General features: G+C 73.6%; 12 protein-coding genes and 1 riboswitch. Of the genes, 3 read left to right on the top strand and 9 right to left on the bottom strand.

What is annotated here, in order from left to right:
* Positions 1-3 precede the first annotated feature (3 nt).
* The 3 genes from ACIO5E_RS20585 to ACIO5E_RS20575 are packed head-to-tail and all read right to left on the bottom strand — an operon-like array spanning position 4 to position 4,606.
* Entirely contained in the window at positions 4-2,109 is a 2,106-nt protein-coding gene (locus ACIO5E_RS20585) for a putative cobaltochelatase (protein WP_400669720.1), read from the bottom strand.
* The gene (locus tag ACIO5E_RS20580; RefSeq protein WP_400669718.1) at positions 2,106-3,620 is read right to left on the bottom strand and encodes a cobyric acid synthase; all 1,515 of its coding nucleotides are present in this window, start codon (positions 3,618-3,620) and stop codon (positions 2,106-2,108) included. The genes ACIO5E_RS20585 and ACIO5E_RS20580 overlap by 4 nt, the downstream gene beginning before the upstream one ends.
* Positions 3,617-4,606 carry a cobalamin biosynthesis protein gene (locus tag ACIO5E_RS20575; RefSeq protein ID WP_400669715.1) on the bottom strand — a complete coding sequence of 330 codons (990 nt, stop codon included), beginning with the start codon at positions 4,604-4,606 and terminating at the stop codon, positions 3,617-3,619. The genes ACIO5E_RS20580 and ACIO5E_RS20575 overlap by 4 nt, the downstream gene beginning before the upstream one ends.
* Before the next feature lie 134 nt (positions 4,607-4,740).
* Positions 4,741-4,876: riboswitch (cobalamin riboswitch) on the bottom strand.
* 132 nt (positions 4,877-5,008) lie between these two features.
* Between ACIO5E_RS20575 and ACIO5E_RS20570 the strand changes: the two genes are divergently transcribed.
* The 3 genes from ACIO5E_RS20570 to ACIO5E_RS20560 all read left to right on the top strand — a co-directional run bounded on the left by ACIO5E_RS20570 (position 5,009) and on the right by ACIO5E_RS20560 (position 8,338).
* Entirely contained in the window at positions 5,009-5,299 is a 291-nt protein-coding gene (locus ACIO5E_RS20570) for a hypothetical protein (RefSeq protein ID WP_400669712.1), read from the top strand.
* A gap of 160 nt (positions 5,300-5,459) precedes the next feature.
* Positions 5,460-6,572, top strand: coding sequence for an alpha/beta hydrolase family protein (locus ACIO5E_RS20565; protein WP_400669709.1), 1,113 nt, complete (start codon positions 5,460-5,462; stop codon positions 6,570-6,572).
* A 494-nt stretch (positions 6,573-7,066) separates the two neighbouring features.
* Entirely contained in the window at positions 7,067-8,338 is a 1,272-nt protein-coding gene (locus tag ACIO5E_RS20560) for a hypothetical protein (protein ID WP_400669707.1), read from the top strand.
* A gap of 86 nt (positions 8,339-8,424) precedes the next feature.
* Here ACIO5E_RS20560 and ACIO5E_RS20555 read toward each other — a convergent pair whose 3' ends face one another.
* The 6 genes from ACIO5E_RS20555 to ACIO5E_RS20530 form a co-directional block, all read right to left on the bottom strand.
* Positions 8,425-9,303 carry a CDP-alcohol phosphatidyltransferase family protein gene (locus ACIO5E_RS20555; protein WP_400669704.1) on the bottom strand — a complete coding sequence of 293 codons (879 nt, stop codon included), beginning with the start codon at positions 9,301-9,303 and terminating at the stop codon, positions 8,425-8,427.
* Positions 9,290-9,982: a phosphatidylserine decarboxylase gene (locus ACIO5E_RS20550; protein ID WP_280678199.1), complete on the bottom strand. Its 693-nt coding sequence runs from the start codon at positions 9,980-9,982 to the stop codon at positions 9,290-9,292. The genes ACIO5E_RS20555 and ACIO5E_RS20550 overlap by 14 nt, the downstream gene beginning before the upstream one ends.
* A 533-nt stretch (positions 9,983-10,515) precedes the next feature.
* Positions 10,516-11,718 carry an acyl-CoA dehydrogenase family protein gene (locus ACIO5E_RS20545; RefSeq protein WP_280678201.1) on the bottom strand — a complete coding sequence of 401 codons (1,203 nt, stop codon included), beginning with the start codon at positions 11,716-11,718 and terminating at the stop codon, positions 10,516-10,518.
* 149 nt (positions 11,719-11,867) lie between these two features.
* A complete protein-coding gene (locus ACIO5E_RS20540; protein ID WP_400669700.1) occupies positions 11,868-12,371 on the bottom strand; it encodes a MaoC family dehydratase in 504 nt (167 codons plus the stop codon).
* 11 nt (positions 12,372-12,382) lie between these two features.
* Entirely contained in the window at positions 12,383-13,345 is a 963-nt protein-coding gene (locus tag ACIO5E_RS20535) for an HpcH/HpaI aldolase/citrate lyase family protein (protein WP_400669697.1), read from the bottom strand.
* 27 nt (positions 13,346-13,372) lie between these two features.
* Complete coding sequence (locus ACIO5E_RS20530) at positions 13,373-15,403, bottom strand: protein meaA (RefSeq protein ID WP_400669694.1); 2,031 nt, start codon at positions 15,401-15,403, stop codon at positions 13,373-13,375.
* Between the last annotated feature and the right edge of the window lie 2 nt (positions 15,404-15,405).

Raw genomic sequence — 15,405 nt, 5'->3', positions numbered from 1 at the left:
CGCTCAGGCCGCCTTTCGCATCGTCGTGGGTCGGTTCTCGCGGACGAGCGAGGCGACGCCCTCGGGGCGCAGCTCGTCCAGGCTGACGGCGGTGCCGCCGAGCAGCCCGGCCAGGGTACGGGCCAGGCCGAGGCGGACCGGGCCGGACTCGCAGTCCAGCACCACGCTCGCCGTGCCCTGTGCGGCGAACAGCCCGGCCGCGCGCTGGGACCGGGCGAGCGCGTCACGCCCGCCGGTGGCGCGGCCGTCGGTCACCACGACCAGCAGCGGGCGGCGGCTCGGGTCGCGCAGCCGCTCCACCCGCAGCACCTCGTGCGCGCGCAGCAGCCCGGCGGCCAGCGGGGTCCGCCCACCCGTGGGCAGCGACTCCAGCCGGGCCGCGCCGACCTCCACGGACGAGGTCGGCGGCAGCGCCAGTTCGGCGTCCGCGCCCCGGAAGGTGATCATGCCGATCTTGTCGCGCCGCTGGTAGGCGTCCATCAGCAGCGACAGCACGGCGCCCTTGACGGCGGTCATCCGCTGCCGGGCGGCCATCGAGCCGGAGGCGTCGACGACGAACAGCACCAGGTTGGACTCCCGGCCCTGGCGGACCTGTTCGCGGAAGTCGTCCTTGTGCAGCACCAGCGCCCGGCCGGTCCGCCCGCGCGCCGCCTGGTGCGGCGCGGCGGCCTGCAGGGTGGCGGTCAGGTGCAGCCGGCTGAGCGTGCCCTGCGGGCGCCGGGCGCGCACGGTGTGCCCGCCGGCAGTCTCGGCGGGGGAGCGGCGGCCCTGCGCGCCGTGGCCGGTGCCCTGCACGGTGAACAGCCTGGTCCGGTACGGATCGCCGGCCGCGACCGGCGCCGACTCCCGGGCGGGGGCGGGGTGTTGGGCCGGTACCGGCTGCTGGGCCGGCTGCTCGGTGCCGGCGGCGGACGCCTCCGACCCGGCGTCCGGCGGTCCGGCGTCGGAGAACCCGGCGTCCGAGGGCTCGGGGGCCCCGCCGCCGTCCGGGCCGTCGCCGGGGCCGCCGTCCGGCCCGGGGCCGTCGTCCTCGGGCCCGTCGCCGTCGCCCTGCCCCTCGCCGTTGCCCCCGCCCTCGGGCTCGTGGTCCTCCGGCTGCGTGTGCTCCTCCAGCGTCCGGTCCAGCCGCTCCTCGTCCAGCCCCGGCGCGTCGAAGGGGTTGCGGCGCCGCCGGTGCGGCAGCGCCAGCCGGGCGGCCTTGCGGACGTCCTCCTCCAGCACCTCGGTCCGCCCGTCCCAGGCGGCGAGCGCGACGGCGGTGCGGGCCATCACGATGTCGGCGCGCAGTCCGTCCACCTCGAACGCGGCGCACACCGCAGTGATCTGACGCAGCGCCACCTCACTCAGCTCCACCTTGGGCAGCAACTCCCGGGCGGCGGTGATGCGTTCGGCGAGCGCCCGCTCGTCCTCGGCGAACCGCGCGGCGAAGCCGGCCGGGTCGGCGTCGTAGGCGAGCCGGCGGCGGACCACCTCGGCGCGCTCGACCGGGTCCCGGGTGGCGGCGATCTCGACGGTCAGGCCGAACCGGTCGAGCAGCTGCGGCCGCAGCTCGCCCTCCTCCGGGTTCATGGTGCCGACCAGCAGGAAGCGGGCCGCGTGCCGCACCGACACACCCTCGCGCTCGACGTAGGAGCGGCCCATCGCGGCGGCGTCCAGCAGCAGGTCCACCACGTGGTCCTGGAGCAGGTTCACCTCGTCGATGTAGAGCACGCCGCGGTGCGCCTTGGCGAGCAGCCCCGGCTCGTACGCCTTGACGCCCTCGGCCAGCGCCCGCTCCAGGTCGAGCGAGCCGACGATCCGGTCCTCGGCCACGCCGACCGGCAACTCGACCAGTTCGGACGGTCGTCGGTGCGAGCCGGCGTCGAGGTGCGGGCCGTCCGGGCACTGCGGGTCCGGAGCCGACGGGTCGCAGGCGAAGCGGCAGCCGTCGACGGCCGCGAGGGACGGCAGCAGGCCGGCCAGCGCGCGCACCATGGTCGACTTCGCGGTGCCCTTCTCCCCGCGCACCAGCACGCCGCCCACGGCCGGGGAGACCGCGTTGAGCAGCAGCCCGAGTCGTAGGTCGGTCATGCCGACGATCGCGGTGAACGGATAGCGGACGTCACTCATGCATACTCCCCAGGTGCCCCGGGCGCCAGGAACGGCAGCGATCCGGCCGCCGGCACCCCGCCCTCGATCAGCTTCCACAGCGCGTCGGTGTCCGCGTGCTCCTCGATCAGGTCGCCCAGCCGGTCCAGCCGGGCCTCGCGCGCCTCGGCGAACGAGGTGTCCGGCGCTGGCACGAACGCCCGGCCCGCCAACTCGGCGACCTCGCGCAGGAGTTCACGGCGGAACCCGTCGTTCTCCAGCGCGCCGTGCCAGGTCGTGCCCCACACCGAGCCCACCCGGCAGCCGTCCAGGAAGGGTTGGCCCCCCTCGACCGCCACCACGCCGTGGTGGATCTCGTACCCCACGACCCGCTGCCCGTACGCCTCGCCGACCGGCCGGGCCAGCACCTTCTCGGCGCCGAACCGCACGTTCGTCGGCAGCAGTCCCAGGCCCTCGACCGAGCCGGCCTTGGACTCCACCTCGTCCTCGATCGAGCGGGCCAGCATCTGGTAGCCGCCGCACACCCCGAGGACCGGCAGCCCGGCCGCCGCCCGCGCCCTCAGCGCCGGCTCCAGGCCGCGCTCGCGCAGCCAGGCCAGGTCGGCCACGGTGGCCCGGGTGCCGGGCAACACCACCAGGTCGGCGTCGGCCAACTCCTCCGGCCGGGTCGCCCAGCGCACCAGCACGCCCGGTTCCTGCGCCAGCGCGTCCAGGTCGGTGAAGTTCGACAGCCGGGGGAAGCGCACCACGGCCACCCGCAGCACGTCCGCGCCCAGCGGCCCGCGCCCTTCGGTGCGGTCCACCACGGTCGTCAGATCGAGCGAGTCCTCGGCGTCCAGCCACAGTCCCGGCAGCATCGGCAGCGTGCCCAGCACCGGGCGGCCGGTCAGCCCGTGCAGCATCTCCAGGCCGGGCGCCAGCAGCCGGGCGTCGCCGCGGAACTTGTTGACGAACCAGCCCGCCACATGCCGCTGGTCCTCCGCCGACAGCAGCGCCAGCGTCCCGTACATCGCGGCGAAGACGCCGCCGCGGTCGATGTCCCCGACCACCACCACCGGCAGCCCGGCGGCCGTGGCCAGGCCCATGTTGGCGATGTCCCGGTCCCGCAGGTTGATCTCGGCGGGCGAGCCGGCGCCCTCGCACACCACCACGTCGTAGCGGCTGCGCAGATCCGCCAGGCACTCCAGCGCCCGCTCCAGCAGGACGGGCTTGCGCTCGCGGTAGTCCAGCGCGCCCACCTCGGCGACCGGCCGACCCAGCAGCACCACCTGGCTGCGGCCGTCCGCGCCCGGCTTCAGCAGCACCGGGTTCATCGCCGCCTCCGGCTCCACCCGGGCCGCCTGCGCCTGCATCGCCTGCGCCCGGCCGATCTCGGCGCCGTCGGCGGTGACGAAGGAGTTCAGCGACATGTTCTGCGCCTTGAACGGCGCGACCGAGACCCCCTGACGGGCCAACCAGCGGCAGATGCCCGCGGTCACCACGCTCTTGCCCGCGTCCGAGGTCGTCCCGGCGACCAGCAGCGCGTTGCTCATGCCGTGCCCCTCCTTCTCGAAGCCGTCCGTGGCCTCGAAGCCGCCAACGACCGGATCGCCAGATGCCCCGCGACCGTCGTACCCAGGGCCAGCACGCCCACCCGCCGGGAGAGCGCGCAGGCCCGCTCGATGTCGTCCACCGTCACCGGCCGCAGCTCCGCGCCCAGCACCGGCCGGTGCTCCACCCGCTCGCCGTACTGCAGGGTCCCGCCCAGCCGGACGCCCACCGCTCCCGCGAAGGCCGCCTCCGCCTGGCCCGCGTTCGGGCTCGGATGCGCCGAGCCGTCCCGCCGCCAGACCCGCCAGGCCGTCCGCGGCTCCGGCGCGGCGGCCACCGTCAGCAGCGCCGTCAGCCGGGCGCCCGGCCAGCCCGCCAGGTCGTCCAGCCGGGCCGACGCCCAGCCGAACCGGGCGTACCGGGGCGAGCGGTGGCCCACCATCGCGTCCAGGGTGTTCACCGCGCGGAACGCCAGCAGCCCCGGCGTGCCCGCCAGCGTGCCCCAGGCCAGTGCGTTCACCACGGCGTCCGCCGTGTTCTCCGCCACCGACTCGACCACCGCCCGGGCGATCTGCGGCCCGTCCAGCGCGCTCGGATCCCGCCCGCACAGGTGCGGCAGCCGCTCCCGCGCGGCCGCCAGATCGCCCGCGGCGAGCGAACGGCCGACGGTGCGCGCCTCCCTGGTCAGCGAGGTGCCGCCGAGCACCGTCCAGGTCGCAGCGGCCGCCAGCGCGGCCCGGCCCAGCGGACGCCGGCCCACCGTACGGTCCAGGGCCACCGCGCCGGCCGTGACCGCGCCCACGCACAGCGCCGTGTACCCGGCGCCGGCCACCCGGTCGTCCCGCCACACCCGGCGCTCCAGCCGGGTCGCCGCAGCGCCGAACGCGGCCACCGGGTGGCCGCGCCGGGGATCGCCGAAGCGGGTGTCGGCGGCATAGCCCGCGACGGCGCCCAGCGCGAACGCGGCGGCGCGGGTCAGCGGGCGCACGACGGGAGCGAACGTATCGGCGGGCGCGACAGGTTCGGCGGAAGGCCGCGTGGGGTCCGGCGGGGCGGGGCAGCCTGCATCGCGTGCGTGTCCTCACTCAGGGTCCGCGCCCTGGATCGACGTAGCGGGGGCGAGAGTCTCCTGGCTTCCGGGTCGAACGCACCCCCGGGCCTTCCAGCGGCTTCTGACGGCCCGCCGTGGCAACAACAATCCGAGCGTGCTCCCCGGTGACAGTGGCGGGACCGCGCCGGACTCGCACCGGCTTCCTCTGCATGCCTCCGTTTGGCCCCAGGATCCCATCACGCGGCCGAACCGGGCGTCAACCGAGGTCACGGAGGGGTTGGTCACACGCGGGCCCCGTCGCTACCTCCGATCAGGCGGCCCGCAGGGGAATGACACCCTGTGCGATCGTCCAGCGGCCCGAAGGGGCCTCCGGGGCCGCTTCGTGCGTTCGACGGCCGCTGGCAGGCCCACGTCCGGGCGATCGCCCGGATCGTCCCGGTCCACCGGAACGACCTCGCCGCCGTCCTGACGGTGCTCCAGCAGGAGAACCAGGTCTCCTGCCACTGGGGTTCCGGGAGCTGGGGCGGCTCCCCGGACCCCGCCGCCCGGCCCGAACCCGCCCGCGACCGCCCGCTGGCGGAACGCTTCTGGGAGCTCCTCGGGCGACTCGAACCGGACGTTCCGGTCTGACGCACCTGCCGGCCCCGTCCGACCGCACCCGCTTGCCCCTCCCGTTCCCGCCCGCACCGCCGTAACCCGGACGGCCCAGTCCGGTGGCCACCCGCGAGGCCCCCCGATGAACTGGTGTACGAACACCGTCCGGTCCGAGACCAGCAGAGCGGGGAGCGATATGCGTTGGGGAACCGCGGCCGCCGTGGCGGCCGCCGCCGTCGGCGCCGGGGCCGCCGTCCTGGTGATAGGCCGCCGGGCCTCCGAACGGATGGTCCACCCGGCGAGCGCCGTCCAGGAGTCCGGCCCGGTCCGCGTGCAGAGCCTCGCCGCCGGCCGGGTCACCTTCACCCGCAGCCCCGAGAGCCTGCGCCCCGGCCGCTGGGCCGTCGAATGGGACGACCACGGCCACGCCGTCGTCGAGGACGTCCTGCACGGCGACGAGCACGGTGTCACCCGCCGCCTGGTCCGCGCCGACCGGGGCGCCCTCGCCCCCGGCACCGAGGTCCGCTTCACCCCCCGCGTCCACCTCGGCGACCCCACCGAGGCGCTCGGCCTCCCGTTCACCGACACCGCCGCCGACGGCGAACTCGGCGCCCTCCCCGCCTGGCGCCTGGACGGCAAGCGCGGTGTCTGGGTGATCCTGATCCACGGCCCCGGTGCCGACCGCCAGCAGACCCTCCCGGTCCTCCCCGTCCTGGACCGTCTCGGGCTTCCCGTCCTCGCCGTCACCTACCGCGGCGACCAGGGCGCCCCCGCCTCCCCGGACGGGCTGGGCCACTTCGGCGGGTCCGAGTGGCGCGACGTCGAGTCGGCGGTCCGGCTCGCGCTCGACAGCGGCGCCGGCCGGGTCATCCTGTACGGCTGGTCCCTCGGCGCGACCATGGCCCTCCAGACCGCCGCCCGCTCCGCCTGGGCCCACGCCATCAGCGGCCTGGTGCTGGACTCGCCGGTCCTCGACCTGCCCGCCACCGCCCGCCGCGGCGCCGCCCGGGCCGGCTACACCGGTGCCGCCGCCGAACTCGGCGCCCTCGCCGCCGAGGGCCGCACCGGCGTCGACCTCGCCGACTTCTCCCGCATCGCCGAAGGCGCCGACCTGCGCGTGCCCACCCTCCTCCTGCACAGCCCGGACGACGAGCTCGCCCCCTACGGCGCCGCGGAGCGCCTCGCCGCCGCCCGCCCCGGTGTGGTCAGCCTCCAGCCCTTCCCCGGCGCCGGCCACGCCACCCTGTGGAACTCCGCCCCCACCCACTACACCGAACTCCTCCGCCGCTGGCTCACCCCCTTGCTCTGATTCCGCCCCCCCGCGAGTCGGCGCCCGTTTCGGGATGCCGGATACGGCCTCTCCAGCCACCCGATGCGCACGCAGTGTGACCGCTCGAACGGGCACCGCGACCGGCGTTCCGGGCGTCGGGCCGGCCTGGCATGACCCCGCCACCTGTTTCCGGCCAGGCGGTTTGCCTCTGTTGCCCGATCTTGGGGAGGTGCCGTCGACGGCAGCCCGTCCGTACGGCCAACCGGATGTGACAGAAGGCCGGTACAAGGGGAAGACTGCTCGACGTGACGTCTCGGAATCCGCGCGACCGTGATGCCCCGCTCCCGCCGACGATCGGTACCGGTGCGACGGTGACCCGTCTCCCAGGTACAGCCCATCGACCCGCCGCAGGCAGGCCGGGCGGGGCCGGGGTACCCCGCCGACGAGGGCCCGCTCCGGCGCCCGGTCGAGGGCGGGTTCCCCTGCCGGACGGCTTCCCGGCGCCTGCCGAGCTGGCACCGCTGGCGCGCCGGATGCTGGTGGACGCCGTCCGGATCGCCCGCTGGGCCGGGGAGCTGGAGGAGGTAGACAAGCGGGGCGAGCTGCTGCCGGAGGACGCCCGTGCGGCGGGCCGGGCGCTGGCCATGACGGTCGCCGCCGCCGCCAAGGCGTGGGGGCAGGCCCTGCTGGTCGGCCTGGTCGAGGCCCGGGACGGGGGTGCCGGCCCGGGTTGGCGCCTGCACGCCTGGGAGCACGACGACGAGGCCGTGATCCGCGGCTGGTCGGCGCTGTTCGACGCCTGGACGCTGCTGGCCCCGGTGCCGCCCGCCGCCCTGCGCGGCGTGTTCGCGGTGCTGGCCGGGCAGGCGGTGGACCAGGCGCCCCAGCTGCTGTCCTTCCTGCACCTGGTGGACGGCCCGGTCTCGGACAACGAACTGCTGGAGCTGCTGCGCCGAGGCCTGGACGAGCGCCGGGTGGGCGGCGCCGACGGTTCGGGCCTGTCGCCCGTGCCGCACGCCGCCTCGGCGGTGTCGGCGGTCCGCGGGACCTGCCGCGAGCCGCAGATCGACACCCCGCCCTCGCCCTCGGACGTGGCCGCCGTCCTGGACTGGATGCTGGACGGCCTGGCGGCCGTCGGCGCGGTGGTGCGCAGGAACGACGCCGCCGAGCTGTCGCCGCTGGGCCACTGGGCGGTCCGCGCGAAGCTCGAGGAGATCTGCACGGTCGCGCAGACCGCGGCCGGCCACATCGAGCAGAGCGCCTTCGAGCTGCTGAACGCCTGCGCGGACTACTCGCCGGGCCCGGCCCGGGCCGAGTTCCGCGCCTGGGTGGCGGCCCGCCCGGCGGACCGGGCGGTCGCCGAGCTGCTGGACGCGGCCCAGGGGGACGACGCGCTGGTGCGCGGACTGGCCTTCGAGGCGCTGCGGGTGGCCGGCGGCCCGGCGGAGCAGGCGGTGCGGGCGGCGGTGGACGAGCCGGTGCTGCGCCCGTACGCGCTGCTGTGGCTGGCGGAGCGCTCGGACGAGGGCGTCTCCCCGGCGGACGTGCTGGGCGCGGAGGACGCGGCCTGGCTGTGGGTGGACACCGCGGCCGCGGTGCTGGACCACGGGGAGACCGAGCTGCTGGTGGGCCACGTCGAGGGCGCCTCGGCCGGTGATCCGGTGCGGCTGTTCGCCCGGGCCCGGCAGTCGGGGCACCCGCGGGCGGCCTCGGTGCTGACGGCGGTCTCGGGCGTGCACCCGGATCCGGGCGTGGCGCGGGCGGCCCGCCGTTCGGCGTTCAGCGTCCACACCGGCGGCGCGTAGGCCCCGGGAACGCGGGAAGGGCCCGGATCCGACCGGATCCGGGCCCTTCCTCATGCGATGTGCGATTCCAGGCGGCTCGCAACGGCTCAGCCGAGGCGGGACTCCGCCCGCCGGGCGCGGACGTCGCCGACCTTCTGCCCGACCTTGCGCCGGATGACCAGCAGCGGGGCCATCGCGGCGAGCGTGATCTGGGCGAAGGCGCCGACGTGCATCAGGGCGTCGCCGCCGGGCAGACCGGTGGCCCAGGCGGCCAGGCAGCCGATCGAGACGACGATCCAGCAGAGCGTCGCGGTGGCCAGCAGCCCCTGCGGCTTGGGGTACTCGATCCGGCTGACCATGAGGTACGCGGCGCCGAAGATGGCGACCAGACCGGGCAGGAACGGCGGGTCGAGCAGCACGATGGCGATGACCGTCATCGCGCCCATCGGGCAGGGCATGCCCTGGAACACCCCGGGCCTCATCTTGACGGCCGAGAAGCGGGCCAGCCGCAGGACGACCGCGAGCAGCACGGTCAGCGCGATGACCGCCGAGAGCTTGGTGTTGGAGCCCTGGGAGACCATGCCCCAGACCGCGACGAAGTAGGCCGGCGCGATGCCGAAGCTGATCAGGTCGGCCAGGTTGTCGAGTTCCGCTCCGAGGGCGGAGGAGCGGAGCTTGCGCGCCACCAGTCCGTCGAAGAGGTCGCACATCGAGCCGATGAGCAGCAGCGTGACCGCGGTCGCGGCGCTGTGCCGGTCCGGAGCGACGTCCGGGTTGGTGATGTGCGGGACGAGCACCCCGGTGGTGATCGAGTAGATCGCCAGGAAGCCGCAGACGGCGTTCCCCAGGGTCAGGAAGTCGGCGGTGGACAGGTGCTGGGGAGAGCGCGGGGCGCGCAGCTCGCGGTCGCGCGCCCAGCGGCGGCGGCGCAGGGCCGTCTCCTCGTCGTCCAGGCCGACGATTGTCTCAGGATCAGTCACGGTCAAGGCGCGTCACCCCGGCTGTGGTCTTCTGGCCGACCTCGACGCCGACCTCGACGCCGGCCGGCAGGTAGGTGTCGACCCGGGAGCCGAACCGGATCAGGCCGATCCGGTCGCCCTGCTCGACCTTGGTACCGGCGTCGACGTACGGCACGATGCGGCGGGCGACGGCCCCCGCGATCTGCACCATCTCGATGTCGCCGAGCTCGGTGTCGAAGTGCCAGACGACCCGCTCGTTCTGGTCGCTGTCCTTGTTGAACGCGGGGACGAAACCGCCCGCGACGTGCTCGACCGACGTCACCGTGCCGGGCAGTGGCGCGCGGTTGACGTGGACGTTGAGCGGGCTCATGAAGATCGCGACCCGGGTGCGGCCGTCCGGCCAGGCGTCGATGCTCTGCACCACGCCGTCGGCGGGGGAGATCACTCTGCCCGTGCCGATCTCACGCTCGGGGTCGCGGAAGAACCACAGCATGCCCGCGCCGAGCGCGCAGGCGGGTACCGCTGCCAGGGCCCACTTGCCGCTGCGCCGGGTGAGGGCGGTGGTCACGGCGGCCGTGGCGAGGGTGGGGACGAACCAGGGGGTGGCTCCGCGCGCGATGGTCACGCGGGGTCGCCGACCGGCCGTCGTGGCTGCGAGGGCATCGCGGTCCGTGACGGAGGTGTGAGGGGACGGGCTGATGGGCATCGAAGACCTTTGTCGCGGGGGATCATGGCCGCTGGACGGGGGCCACCGCGGGATCGGGTAATAGAGGGACGGCTTGCTGTCCCGGTGGATGCTATCGGGAGCACACGGTGGGTGGGCAACCCGCCTGCTCGTTCAGGTGTCCGGTGGCAGCGCGTATGCGCGTCCACCGATACGACCGTAGCTCGACCCGGTCCGGTTCCCAAGGGACCCGACGGGGCTGGTGACACTTGTCTCAACAGGTCTGTCGACGGAACCCGGTGCGGGGGCGGGGCCGTTCGCGCGCTGCGGAGGGCGGCGGACACGGCCTGCCGAGGGTGTGCGGAAGCGGCCGCAGGGCGTGTTGTCGCAGCTGTACGCCCTGCGGCCGCTTCCGGAGGGCCGTGCCGGACCCCAGGCGGACCAGGCCGGGGTCGGGTCGGCACGGCAGGCTGCCGGTGACGGGCCCGCACGCCCGTCACCGGCGGTTCGGAGAGGTCGTCCGGCCGGCCCGGAGCGGTCCGGTGGCCGCTCGTCGAGCCGGGGTGACCTGGTGCTCAGTCCGCGATCCGGTACTCCTCCAGGAGCCGGCGTCCGACGATCATCTTCTGGATCTCCGCAGTTCCTTCACCGATGAGCAGCATCGGGGCCTCGCGGTAGAGCCGCTCGATCTCGTACTCCTTGGAGAAGCCGTAGCCGCCGTGGATGCGGAAGGCGTCCTCGACGACCTCCTTGCAGTACTCGGAGGCGAGGTACTTGGCCATGCCCGCCTCCAGGTCGTTGCGCTCCCCGCCGTCCTTCTTGCGGGCGGCCATGACCATCATCTGGTGGGCGGCCTCGACCTTGGTGGCCATCTCGGCGAGCTTGAACTGGATGGCCTGGTGCTCGGCGATCTTCTTGCCGAAGGTGGAGCGCTGCTGGGCGTAGGAGATGCCGAGCTCGAAGGCGCGGCGGGCGACGCCGCAGCCGCGGGCGGCGACGTTGACGCGGCCGACCTCGACGCCGTCCATCATCTGGTAGAAGCCGCGGCCCGGGACGCCGCCGAGGACGCGGTCGGCCGGGATCCGGACGTCCTGCAGCACCAGCTCGGTGGTGTCGACGCCCTTGTAGCCCATCTTCTCGATCTTCCCGGGCACGGTGAGGCCGGGCACGGTCGGGTTCGGGCCGAAGCCGGCCGTCTTCTCGATCAGGAAGGTGGTCATGTTCCGGTACGGGCTGTCGCCGCCCTCGTCGGTCTTGCACAGGACCGCGACGAGGGTGGAGGTGCCGCCGTTGGTGAGCCACATCTTCTGGCCGTTGAGGACGTAGGAATCGCCGTCCTTGACGCCCTTGGTGGAGATGGCCGCGACGTCGGAGCCGAGGCCGGGCTCGGACATCGAGAAGGCGCCGCGGATTTCGCCGGCGGCCATCCTCGGCAGGAAGTGGTCCTTCTGTTCCTGGGTGCCGTGGGCGTTGATCATGTGCGCCACGATGAAGTGGGTGTTCACGATGCCGGACACGCTCATCCAGCCGCGGGCGATCTCCTCGACCACCAGGGCGTAGGTGAGCAGCGATTCGCCGAGGCCGCCGTACTCCTCGGGGATGGTGAGCCCGAAGAGGCCGAGCTGCTTCATGCCCTCGACGATGGCGGTGGGGTACTCGTCCTTGTGCTCCAGCTCGGTCGCGACCGGAATGATCTCCTTGTCGACGAAATCCCGCACGGTGGCGAGGATGTCCCGCTGGATCTCGGTGAGGCCGTCGGTCTGTGCCAGGCGTCCCATCGTGCGGCTCCGAAAAAGTCTGAGGGTCGGGGGGGGGGATTGCCGGGGGCCCTGCCGGCGTGGCTGCGGCAGCAGGGCCCCCGTTCCGGGTGGGGGTCGGCCGATGACGGCGGCCCGCCCCCTCCGGGGTCATAGAGGGGTGGAGCGGATCAGGAGAGCGGGGTGGGGCGGCCGGGCTGCTCGCCGCCGCGCTCCTTGATGTACGTCTCGGTCGGCACCATCACCTTGCGGCGGAAGACGCAGACGACCGTGCCGTCCTGCTTGTACCCCTTGGTCTCGACGTGGACGATGCCGCGGTCGTCCTTGGACTTGGACGGCCACTTGTCGAGGACGGTGGTCTCGCCGTAGAGCGTGTCGCCGTGGAAGGTCGGCGCGATGTGCCGCAGCGACTCGATCTCCAGGTTGGCGATGGCCTTGCCGGAGACGTCCGGGACGGACATGCCCAGCAGCAGCGAGTAGATGTAGTTGCCCACCACGACGTTCCTGCCGAAGTCCGTCGTCCGCTCCGCGTAGTTGGTGTCCATGTGGAGCGGGTGGTGGTTCATGGTGAGCAGGCAGAAGAGGTGGTCGTCGTACTCGGTGACGGTCTTGCCGGGCCAGTGCTTGTAGACCGCGCCGACCTCGAACTCCTCGTAGGTGCGTCCGAACTGCATGGCTCCGGCCCTCAGCTTTCCGGGATCTCGAACTTGGTGGTGCGCTCCATGCCCGCGGCCCGGCCCTTGCCGGCGACGACCAGGGCCATCTTGCGGCTGGCCTCGTCGATCATCTCGTCGCCGAGCATCGCGGAGCCCTTGGCGCCGCCCGCCTCGGAGGTGCACCAGTCGTAGGCGTCGAGGATCAGCTCGGCGTGGTCGTAGTCCTCCTGCGAGGGCGAGAAGATCTCGTTCGCGGCGGCGACCTGGTCGGGGTGGAGCACCCACTTGCCGTCGAAGCCGAGGGCGGCCGAGCGGCCGGCGACCTCGCGGTAGCCCTCCTGGTTGCGGATCTGCAGGTACGGGCCGTCGATCGCCTGCAGGTCGTTGGCACGGGCGGCCATCAGGATCCGCATCAGGATGTAGTGGTAGGCGTCGGCCGGGTACCCGGGCGGCTGCTCGCCGACCACCAGGGACTTCATGTTGATCGAGGCCATGAAGTCGGCGGGGCCGAAGATGATGGTCTCCAGCCGGGGCGAGGCCTCGGCGATGGCGTCGACGTTGACCAGGCCCTTGGCGTTCTCGATCTGCGCCTCGATGCCGATCTTGCCGACCTCGAAGCCCATGGTCTTCTCGATCTGGGTGAGCAGCAGGTCGAGCGCCTTGACCTGCTCGGCGTCCTGGACCTTGGGCAGCATGATGCAGTCGAGGTTGGGGCCGGCGCCCTCGACGACGGTGATCACGTCGCGGTAGGTCCAGTGCGTGGTCCAGTCGTTGACCCGGACGGCGCGGGTCTTGCCGCCCCAGTCGCCGTTGTTGAGCGCGTCGACGACGAGGTGGCGGGCGCTCTCCTTGACCAGGGGGGCGCAGGCGTCCTCCAGGTCGAGGAAGACCTGGTCGGCGGGGAGGTCCTGGGCCTTCTCCAGGAAGCGCGGGTTGCTGCCGGGCACGGCGAGGCAGGAGCGGCGCGGGCGCAGGCGGTTCAGGTTGCTCATGAGGGTCTTTCGGTTCCTTCCCAGTGGTCAGCTGGTGGGCGCGGGTGCGGGCGTCCAGGGCTGGAGCTTGTTGGCGAGCCGGATCTCGTCCACGATCCGGCCGATGATGGTCGTGATGCCGAAGTCCTTCGGGGTGAACACGGCGGCGACGCCGGCGGCCTTGAGGGCCTCGCCGTCCGCTGCCGGGATGATGCCACCCACGATCACCGGGACATCCTGCACCCCGGCCCGGCGCAGCCGCAGCAGAACGTCGGGTACCAGTTCGGAGTGGGCGCCGGAGAGGATCGACAGGCCCACGCAGTGCACGTCCTCCGCGACGGCGGCGGAGACGATCTGCTCCGGCGTCAGCCGGATGCCCTGGTAGACCACTTCGAACCCGGCGTCGCGGGCCCGGACGGCGATCTGCTCGGCGCCGTTGGAGTGCCCGTCCAGGCCGGGCTTGCCGACCAGCAGGCGCAGCTTGCCGGTGCCCAGCTCCTCGGCGGTGGCGGCGACGGCGGCACGCACCGCGGCCAGCTCCCCGCCGGGCTCGGCGGTCACCGCGACGGGTGCGCCGCCGACGCCGGTGGGCGCGCGGTACTCGCCGAAGACCTCGCGCAGGGCGAAGGACCACTCGCCGGTGGTGACGCCGGCCCGGGCGCAGGCGAGCGTGGCCGGCATCAGGTTGGCCTCGGTGGCCGCGACGGCCTTGAGTTCGGCCAGCGAGGTCTGGGCGGCGGCCTCGTCGCGCTGTCCGCGCCAGGCCTCCAGGGCGGCGAGCACGGACTGCTCGGAGGCCGGGTCGACGACCATGATCGCGGTGTCGAGGTCGGCCGTGAGCGGGCTCTCCTCGGTGGTGTCGAAGCAGTTGACGCCGATGATCCGGTCCTCGCCGGACTCGATCCGGGCCCGGCGGGCGGCGTGCGAGGCGACCAGGTTGGACTTCAGGTAGCCGGACTCGACGGCGGGGATCACCCCGCCCATCTCCAGCACCTTGGCGATCTCCGCCTCGGCGCCGGCCAGCAGGTCGGCGGTCTTGGCCTCGACCACCTCGGAGCCGTTGAAGAGGTCGCCGTACTCCAGCAGGTCCGACTCGTAGGCCAGCACCTGCTGGATCCGCAGCGACCACTGCTGGTCCCAGGGCCGGGGCAGGCCCAGCGCCTCGTTCCAGGCGGGCAGTTGGACGGCGCGGGCGCGGGCGTCCTTGGAGAGGGTGACGGCCAGCATCTCCAGGACGATCCGCTGGACGTTGTTCTCCGGCTGGGCCTCGGTCAGGCCGAGGGAGTTGACCTGGACGCCGTAGCGGAAGCGGCGCTGCTTCGGGTCCTGGACGCCGTAGCGCTCCAGCGTGACCTTCTCCCACAGCTGGGCGAAGGCGCGCATCTTGCACATCTCCTCGACGAAGCGCACGCCGGCGTTCACGAAGAAGGAGATCCGGGCGACCACCTCGCCCATCCGCTCGGCCGGCACCTGGCCGGAGTCGCGGACGGCGTCGAGCACCGAGATGGCGGTGCACATCGCGTAGGCGATCTCCTGGACGGGCGTGGCCCCGGCCTCCTGCAGGTGGTAGCTGCAGATGTTGATCGGGTTCCACTTGGGGATGTGGCCGACGGTGTAGGCGATCATGTCGGTGATCAGGCGCACCGAGGGGCCGGGCGGGAAGACGTGCGTCCCGCGCGACAGGTACTCCTTGACGATGTCGTTCTGGGTGGTGCCGGTGAGCTTGGCGACGTCGGCGCCCTGCTCCTCGGCGACCACCTGGTAGAGCGCCAGCAGCCACATCGCGGTGGCGTTGATCGTCATGGAGGTGTTGGTCTGTTCGAGCGGGATGCCGTCGAACAGGGTGCGCATGTCGCCGACGTGGCCGACCGGGACGCCGACCCGGCCCACCTCGCCGCGGGCGAGGATGTGGTCGGAGTCGTAGCCGGTCTGGGTGGGCAGGTCGAAGGCGACGGAGAGGCCGGTCTGGCCCTTCGCCAGGTTCCGCCGGTAGAGCGCGTTGGAGTCGCTCGCGGTGGAGTGCCCGGCGTAGGTGCGCATCAGCCAGGGGCGGTCGCGCTGGACACGTTGGTCGGTCATCG

The sequence above is a fragment of the Kitasatospora sp. NPDC087314 genome (genome assembly GCF_044744365.1).
GTDB lineage: Bacteria > Actinomycetota > Actinomycetes > Streptomycetales > Streptomycetaceae > Kitasatospora.
Note: the sequence above shows the minus strand (reverse complement) of the source record. Positions and strands in the feature narration are given on the sequence as shown.